Annotated in this window: 8 protein-coding genes; 5 read left to right on the plus strand and 3 right to left on the minus strand. The window is 61.2% G+C overall.

What is annotated here, in order from left to right:
• Positions 1 to 494, minus strand: a 494-nt coding sequence (locus M0954_RS30035) for a substrate-binding domain-containing protein (protein WP_297357140.1), incomplete at its 3' end; no start/stop codon positions are given.
• 280 nt (positions 495 to 774) lie between these two features.
• Here M0954_RS30035 and M0954_RS30040 point away from each other — a divergent pair.
• The 4 genes from M0954_RS30040 to M0954_RS30055 all read left to right on the plus strand — a co-directional run bounded on the left by M0954_RS30040 (position 775) and on the right by M0954_RS30055 (position 4,114).
• On the plus strand, positions 775 to 1,656 hold the full coding sequence (locus M0954_RS30040) for a MurR/RpiR family transcriptional regulator (protein ID WP_122151927.1): 882 nt from the start codon (positions 775 to 777) through the stop codon (positions 1,654 to 1,656).
• Positions 1,649 to 2,671, plus strand: a complete 1,023-nt coding sequence (iolG, locus tag M0954_RS30045; protein ID WP_122151926.1) for an inositol 2-dehydrogenase — start codon at positions 1,649 to 1,651, stop codon at positions 2,669 to 2,671. Before M0954_RS30040 ends, iolG begins: the two co-directional genes overlap by 8 nt.
• Positions 2,671 to 3,708, plus strand: coding sequence for a Gfo/Idh/MocA family oxidoreductase (locus M0954_RS30050; RefSeq protein ID WP_122155386.1), 1,038 nt, complete (start codon positions 2,671 to 2,673; stop codon positions 3,706 to 3,708). The genes iolG and M0954_RS30050 overlap by 1 nt, the downstream gene beginning before the upstream one ends.
• 178 nt (positions 3,709 to 3,886) lie before the next feature.
• Positions 3,887 to 4,114 (plus strand): sulfurtransferase TusA family protein, encoded by a 228-nt coding sequence (locus M0954_RS30055; RefSeq protein WP_074265982.1) that lies wholly within the window; start codon positions 3,887 to 3,889, stop codon positions 4,112 to 4,114.
• 154 nt (positions 4,115 to 4,268) lie between these two features.
• Here the strand turns inward: M0954_RS30055 and galU are convergent, their stop codons facing one another.
• Positions 4,269 to 5,150, minus strand: a complete 882-nt coding sequence (gene galU / locus M0954_RS30060) for a UTP--glucose-1-phosphate uridylyltransferase GalU (RefSeq protein WP_122151921.1) — start codon at positions 5,148 to 5,150, stop codon at positions 4,269 to 4,271.
• 63 nt (positions 5,151 to 5,213) lie between these two features.
• Positions 5,214 to 8,093 carry a valine--tRNA ligase gene (locus tag M0954_RS30065; protein WP_297357142.1) on the minus strand — a complete coding sequence of 960 codons (2,880 nt, stop codon included), beginning with the start codon at positions 8,091 to 8,093 and terminating at the stop codon, positions 5,214 to 5,216.
• Between the two features lie 101 nt (positions 8,094 to 8,194).
• Here M0954_RS30065 and M0954_RS30070 point away from each other — a divergent pair.
• The coding region (locus M0954_RS30070) for a UvrD-helicase domain-containing protein (RefSeq protein ID WP_297357144.1) at positions 8,195 to 8,403 on the plus strand (209 nt) is incomplete at its 3' end.

The following is an 8,403-nucleotide window of genomic DNA, read 5'->3' on the forward strand; positions in this document are numbered from 1 at the left end:
ACGCACAGGAACGACTTGACGCCTGCTGCCTTTGCCTTTTCGCCTGCTGCTTTACCCGCCGTGTATTCAGGCTGGCCGATGTGCATGATCGCGCCCAGATCGGCGCTTTGCTGCTCGGTGCCCGAGTTGATCGTCACTAGAGGAATGTGCTTTTCGGTGACCTTACCGATAGAGCCCTTCAGCACGTCGTAGTCGGCGATGGTAACGATCACGCCGTCGTAGTTGCGCGCCGCAGCCTGTTCCACCAGGCGGGCCATGTCGGCGATATCGCCGTTAGGAGGGTTGCGGTAGTCGGTCTGGACGTTGAAATCCTCGTCAGCCTGTTTGATTGCGTTCTTGATGGTGTTCCACCAGGAATCGGAATCGGGTGCGTGGCTGATCAACACGAAGTGCGCGTCGGCCGCGCGGGCCGCGGTTGTGGCGGCCAATCCCGCCGTCAGCGCCAGTGCTGCCACCAGAACCCTCAGCGTCGTCTTGCCATTGCAAAGTCTCATCGTCTCCACCTTTTTCGGTCTTCGTTATTGAAGGGAGCGTCTGGTGTTTTCCACTACTCGCGAGCCCTCTAGGCGTTAACACGCATGCTCGCTGCACCATCGCTCAGGACCAAGATTAGGCCATCTTTTGCCCGGTTGCAATGAAAATTTCATGACAAAGAAAAATGGAAAATATGTTCCATTTGACGATCTGCCTGCCTATAATCGGCAGCGTCAGCGTGGTGTACAGCGCCTTGATTTAGGCGGTTTTGCAGTGCAATAAAGCAGCGAAGGAAGAGCCATGGCGGAAGACAGCACAGAAGAACTGCCGAGCGTCGAAGATTTGATGCAGCGCATCGCAGAAAACTACGAGTCATTGCCGCGTCAGTTGAAGAGCGTCGCGACGTATATCGAGCAGCATCGCTCGAGCGTCATGGTGGATCGCACCAGCGACATCGCGGCGAGCTGCGGCGTGCATCCGTCGGCGGTCGTGCGGTTTGCGCAGCGCTTCGGTTTCTCCGGGTTCTCCGATCTGCAGGCGGTGTTTCGTCAGGCGTATACGGGGCAGGGCACGTCGTCGCCGAGTTATCAGCAGCGCATTCGCAAGCTGATCGACGAGAAGCCGGGTGCGTTGTCCGGCGGCTCCGTTGCGCGCGAGTTCGTCGCCGCGTGCCGCGGCGGCCTCGATGAACTCGAAGCGGGTCTCGACGATGCGCAGTTCGATGCGGCGGTAAAGATGCTGCAACAGGCCGACAACATCTACGTGGTAGGTGTGCGGCGTTCGTTTCCGGTGGCGAGTTATATTGTCTACGCGCTGCAGCACACCCCTAAGCGCGTGCATCTGGTGTCCGGTTTCGGCGGCATGTATCGCGAGCAGATCCGCAGCGTCAGGAAGGGCGATGTGGTGATCGCGATCAGCTTCGCACCCTACGGAAAGGAAACACAGTACTGCTTGCGAGTGGCGCATCATCACCAGGCAAAGACGCTGGTGATCAGCGACAGCCAGTTGTCGCCACTCGCGCGCTACGCCACCACGCAACTTTATGTGAAGGAGGGGAGCGCGTTCGCGTTCCGCTCGCTCACCAGCACGATCTGCCTGTGCCAGGCGCTGTTCATCGCGCTCGCGTACAAGCTCGAATTGAACGTAGAAGAATCGAAAGACACTGGAGGATACGATGACTGACATAGCAGGCGGCAAGACAATCGACGTAGCAGTGTTCGGCGCAGGGCGCATCGGCCGGATTCATGCGGCCAATCTCGCGCGGCAACCGGGCGTGCGGCTCAAGTATGTGGTGGACGTGAACAAGGACGCGGCGGCATCGCTCGCTGCCTTGCACGGTGCGCAGGTCGCGGACATAGATGGCGCGATGGGCGATGCGTCGATCGGCGCGACCGTGATCTGTTCGAGCACGGATACGCATGCGGACCTGATCCAGCAATCGGCCGCGCAGAAGAAGCACATCTTCTGCGAAAAGCCTGTTGACCTGACGCTCGAACGCGCACGTGCCTGCGCGCAAGCAGTGGAACGCGCGGGTGTGGTGTGCATGATCGGTTTTCAGCGACGCTTCGATCCGACCTTTGCCTCCTTGAAAGCGCGCATCGACGCGGGTGAGATCGGCACGCCTGAAATGCTGATCGTCACGAGCCGCGATCCGGGTGCGCCGCCGGTCGAGTACATCAAGCATTCGGGCGGCATCTTCAAGGACATGCTGATCCACGATTTCGACATCTTCCGCTGGATTCTCGATGACGAAGCCGAGACGCTGCATGCCACCGGCAGTTGCCTGAGCGACCCGGCGATTGCAGAGGCGGGCGATATCGATTCGACCGCGGTGACGATTCGCACGAAGAGCGGGCGGCTGTGCCAGATCAACACGGCGCGGCGTGCGGCGTATGGCTACGATCAGCGCTTCGAGGTGCTTGGCAGCGAGGGCATGCTGCAGGCCGGCAACGTGCGTCCTACCGAGGTGGTTGCGTATTCGAAGACGGAAGTCTCGAGCGACGTGCCGGAAGCGTTTTTCCTCGAGCGTTACCGCGCAGCGTATGCGGCGGAAATTGCGCACTTCTTTGAAGCGGTCACGCAGGGCAAGCCGGTTCGCACGACGGTCGCGGATGGCCTGAAGGCGCTTGAACTGGCCGATGCGGCGACGCGCTCATGGCGCGAAGGCCGGCCGGTGCGGCTCGGTGAGGGCTCATGATGACGACGACCACTGCTAATCGCAAACCTGTTCGTGTCGGCGTAGTCGGCCTTGGACGGCTCGGCAAGCGTCACGCGGAAAATCTCGCTTTTCGTGTGCCGGGCGCGGTGCTTGTCGCTGCTTGCAGTCCTGTAGAAGAAGAGTTGGTGTGGGCCGCTGAGGCGTTGTCGTCGCCGCGTTTGTACAAAGACTATGCCGCGTTGCTCGAGGACGAAGAGGTCGATGCCGTTTGGCTCGTCACGCCGTCGTCGTTGCACGCGCAGCAGATTATCGACGCGCTGCGGGCCGGCAAACATGTGTTCTGCGAGAAGCCGCTATCGCTGGATCTCGCGGAGTGCGAGCGTGTGCTGGCGGAAGCGGAACGGCATCCGCATCTGCTTGCGACCATCGGTTTCATGCGCCGCTTCGATCCGAGCTATCGCGATGCGTTCGAGAAGATTGAAGCAGGCGTGATTGGCCGACCGTTCATGGTGCGCTCGCAGAACACCGACAAGAACGACCCCGATGGTTTCTTTGTGCGCTTCGCGCCGACATCGGGCGGGATTTTTCTCGACTGCACAGTGCATGACATTGACGTCGCGCGGTGGCTGCTCGGCAAACCGCGCGCCAAACGCGTGTTTGCGAGTGGGACGATCGCCCTGCATGAGGGACTGCGCGAATTCGGCGATGTCGACAACGGTGTGGCGATCTGCGAATTCGACGACGGCAGCCTCGCGATGTTCTACGCCTCGCGCACCATGGCGCACGGCAACGACACCAGCAGCGAAGTGATCGGCACGGCCGGCGCGATGACGATTGGCCACAATCCGCGTTTGAATCGCGTCGAGATTTCGGACGCGAGCGGCATTCGCAACGAATGCACGCCCACCTTCTTCGACCGCTTCGAAGACGCGTTTCTATATGAAGCGCGGGCGTTTGTGGCGGCGGTGCAGGGCGGGGCGTCGGCCGGCGCGACGTTGGCCGACGCGCTGGAGGCGACGCGAATTGGCAGTGCGCTGCGGCAGTCGCTGCAGACGGGGCAGGCGGTGACGTTGTAAGGCTGTGGCTGCGGCTGCGGCCCTTGCCGTTGGCTCTGGCGCCCGAAACGCTTCGGCGTGTTCCTGTGATGGCCGTCATATCGGCGCTTCCGGCGTGGATATGACGGCTGCTGTAGAATTTGACCCTCTGTCCGGCGTCGTTTGCGGCGCCTTATCCCGAAGGTCATCGTCGATGCAAATTCAGGTTCACAAGGAAGTCGATGCGCGCGGGCTCAACTGTCCGCTCCCCATTTTGCGCGCCAAGAAGGCGCTCGCCGACATGGAAAGCGGCCAGATCCTCAAGGTGCTCGCCACCGATCCCGGCTCGCAACGCGACTTCGCCGCGTTCGCCAAGCAGACGGGTAATGAAATCGTCGAAGTGTCGACGCAGGATAAGGTGTTTGTGTTTTTGATGCGGCGGCGGTGAGGCGCACGCAACGAATAGAGGCAGACACGCGAGGACTGACCTACGAGGAACTGCAGTACCCAAAACAAAAGGCACTGTTGCCCGCGATTCACAAGCAACAGTGCCTTTCTGACATCTACCACGCGGTTTCCCGCGCTCCTATCCTTCCGCCAGCTTAGCCTTCCAGCACCGGCGAACGCGTGCGCAGATACTCTTCAAAATCCGCGGCCACTTCCGGATGGCGCAGCGCGAATTCCACGGTCGCCTTCAGATAACCAAGCTTGCTGCCGCAGTCAAAACGCGTGCCGTGATACTTATAAGCCAGCACCTGTTCATCCGCGAGCAGCGACTGGATCGCATCCGTCAACTGCAACTCACCGCCAGCGCCCGGCTTCAAGGCACGCAGATGCTCGAAAATCCGCGGCTTCAGCACATACCGGCCGACCACGCCCAGGTTCGACGGCGCGACTTCCGGCGCCGGCTTTTCGATAATGCCCGACATCTTGATGATCGAATCTTCCCATTCCTTGCCGTCGACGATCCCGTAGGACTTCGTCTCCGAGTGCGGGATTTCTTCGACACCGATCACCGAGCTGTGATAGTGGTCGAACACCTCGATCATCTGCGCCATCACAGGCGGCTTGCCGTACAGCAAGTCGTCCGCGAGGATCACGGCGAACGGGTTGTCGCCGACCAGCTTTTCGGCGCACATCACCGCGTGGCCAAGGCCGAGCGCCTCAGGCTGGCGGACGTAGAAGCAGTCGACGTGGCTCGGCTTGATGCTGCGCACGAGTTCCAGCAGCTTGTCCTTGCCGCGCGCTTCGAGCTCCGCTTCGATTTCGTACGACTTGTCGAAGTGATCCTCGATGGCGCGCTTGCTGCGCCCCGTGACGAAGATCATCTCGGTGATGCCGGCGGCCATCGCTTCTTCGACTGCGTACTGGATCAGTGGCTTGTCGACGATGGGCAGCATTTCCTTCGGGCTCGCCTTGGTGGCGGGGAGGAACCGGGTGCCAAGACCTGCTACCGGAAATACCGCTTTTGTAACTTTTAGCATGTAATTTACCCCTGAATCCTGTGGTGGCTACGCCTGTGCGCAAGCACTGGCGTGGAGCGTCAATCAGGCTGGCAGGCGCGCAAGTTGCGCGTTCAGCTTGCCGATGGTCGTTTCGTATTCTGCCAGCCTTTTCTGCTCCTGCTCAACGACTGCGGGCGGGGCTTTCGCAACAAAGCTTTCATTTTGCAGTTTTGCGTTGCACTTCAACACTTCAGCGCCCAATCTCGCAATCTCTTTTGACAAGCGTTCGCGTTCGGCTGCGACATCGATTTCCACCTTCAGCACCAGCTTGTCATTCCCTACGATAGCAATTGGCGCGCCATGTGTCTGGGCGTCGAGCGTAGCCTCGTCGGCGATGATCTGTACCTCCGACAATCGGGCCAGCGCCTGGGCGTACGGTGCGAACGTGCGCAGGCGCTCCGCGTTGCCGGTTGCGAGCAGCGGCACCTTGACGGCCGGCGACAGGTTCATCTCCCCGCGCAGGTTGCGGCAGGCGTCGATTACAGCCTTCAGGTCGGTCACCCACTGCTCGGCGGCTTCGTCCAGCTTGCCGGGTTCCGCTACCGGATAAGCCTGCACCATGATGGAGGCTTCCCCCTCGGCCTTGCCTTGCGGGTAACGGTCGGCGAGCGGCGCCACCTTCTGCCACAGCGCCTCGGTGATGAACGGAATCACCGGATGCGCGAGGCGCAGGACCGTTTCGAGCACACGCAACAGGGTGCGGCGGGTGGCGCGTTGCTGTTCCGGCGCGCCGCCCTGGATCTGTACCTTGGCGAGCTCGAGATACCAGTCACAGTATTCGTCCCAGACGAACTTGTACAGGGCGTTTGCCACATTGTCGAAGCGGTAGTCGGCAAAGCCTTTGGCGACTTCAGCCTCGACGCGCTGCAGGTGCGAGACGATCCAGCGGTCTGCCTGCGAGAAGTCGAGGTAGGCGCCGGGGCCGCAATTGCCCTCGCCATTCGGGCCGCACGCATCGGCGGGCTTGCCGAAGCCGCAGTCGTGGCCCTCGCAGTTCATCAGGACGAAGCGCGTGGCGTTCCACAGCTTGTTGCAGAAGTTGCGATAACCCTCGCAGCGCGCGAGGTCGAAGTTGACGTTACGGCCGAGCGTGGCCATCGACGCCATCGTGAAGCGCAGCGCGTCGGTGCCGAACGCGGGGATGCCTTCGGGGAATTCTTTGCGGGTCTTTTTCTCGATCGACGCCGCCTGCTTCGGGTTCATCAGACCGGTGGTGCGCTTGGCGACCAGGGCGTCGAGACCGATGCCGTCGACGATATCGATCGGGTCGAGCGTATTGCCTTTGCTCTTCGACATCTTCTGGCCTTCGGCGTCGCGCACGAGGCCGTGCACATAAACGGTGTCGAACGGCACCTTGCCGGTGAAATGGGTGGTCATCATGACCATCCGCGCGACCCAGAAGAAGATGATGTCGAAGCCGGTGACGAGCACCGACGACGGCAGGAAAGCCGCCAGTTCCTTTGTTTCGTTCGGCCAGCCGAGCGACGAGAACGGCACCAGCGCTGACGAGAACCACGTGTCGAGCACGTCTTCGTCGCGCTTCAGGGCGCCGGTGTAGCCCTTCGCCGCGGCCTGTGCGTGGGCTTCTTCTTCAGTCTTGGCGACGAAGATTTCACCGTTTTCGCCGTACCAGGCCGGAATCTGATGGCCCCACCAGAGTTGGCGCGAGATACACCAGTCCTGGATGTTTTCGAGCCATTGGTAGTACGTCGTGGTCCAGTTCTCCGGCACGAACTTGATCTGGCCATTGCGGACCACGTCGAGCGCAGCTTCGGCGATCGATTTGCCGGGGTTGTAGGTCCCTTCCGGCGCCGGCTTGCTCATGGCGACGAACCATTGATCGGTGAGCATCGGTTCGAGCACGACGCCGGTGCGGTCGCCGCGCGGCACCATCAGCTTGTGCGGCTTGACGGATTCGAGCAGACCGATGGCTTCCAGATCGGCGACGACCTGCTTGCGCGCTTCGAAGCGATCGAGACCGCGGTACTTTTCGGGCGCGTTGTCGTTGATCTTCGCTTCGAGCGTCAGGATTTCGATCTGCGGCAGCTTGTGGCGCTGGCCGATCTGATAGTCGTTGAAATCGTGCGCGGGGGTGACCTTGACGACACCGGTGCCGAATTCGCGGTCGACGTAGTCGTCGGCGATGATCGGGATTTCGCGATCGGACAGCGGTAGCTTGACCGTCTTGCCAATCAGGCTGGCGTAGCGTTCATCTTCTGGATGAACCATGACGGCGACGTCGCCGAGCATGGTTTCCGGCCGGGTAGTGGCGACCGTCAGATGACCGGAGCCATCGGCGAGCGGGTACTGGATGTGCCACAGATAGCCGTTTTCTTCTTCGCTGGCGACTTCGAGATCGGAGACGGCGGTCATAAGGACCGGATCCCAGTTGACGAGGCGCTTGCCGCGGTAGATCAGGCCCTGTTCATACAGACGGACGAACACGTCGCGCACGGCGGCGGACATCTTGTCGTCCATGGTGAAGTATTCGCGCGACCAGTCAATCGACGCACCCAGGCGCCGGACCTGGTTGGTAATGGTCGAACCGGACTGCTGCTTCCATTCCCAGACGCGTTCGACGAACTTTTCGCGGCCGAGGTCATGGCGCGAGACCTTCTGGGCGTCGAGTTGGCGTTCGACGACGATCTGGGTGGCGATGCCGGCGTGATCGGTGCCGGGGACCCAGAGGGTGTTTTCGCCGAGCATGCGATGGTAGCGGGTGAGGCCGTCCATGATCGTCTGGTTGAAGGCATGGCCCATGTGGAGGGTGCCAGTGACGTTCGGCGGCGGCAGCTGGATCGAGAAGTTTTTCGAGTCTTCCGCGAACGCTGGCGCGGCGTAGGCGCGTTTTTCCCATTCCGGGCCCCATTGGGCTTCGATGTTGTGGGGTTCGAAACTCTTGGCAAGCGTGGTGTCGCTCATTGTTCGTCGTCTGCTGGGATGCTGTGGAATCTTTGATTATAAGGGGTGTGCCCTGCCGGGAGGGTTGCCTGCGGCGCTTGTCGCAGGCAAAAACCAAACCCATCCCCGAACCTTATAATGACGAACGAACCGCCGCCGACCCCTGGAAAATGCCCGAACTTCTCAACAACCTAAACCCCGAACAACACGCCGCGGTAACGCTTCCCAACGAACCGGCACTGATTCTGGCCGGCGCGGGCAGCGGCAAAACCCGCGTCCTCATCACGCGCATTGCGTGGCTTATCCAGCAAGGCCTGGCATCCCCCCCAAC

This window comes from Paraburkholderia sp. (assembly GCF_026225065.1).
Classification (GTDB): Bacteria; Pseudomonadota; Gammaproteobacteria; order Burkholderiales; family Burkholderiaceae; genus Paraburkholderia.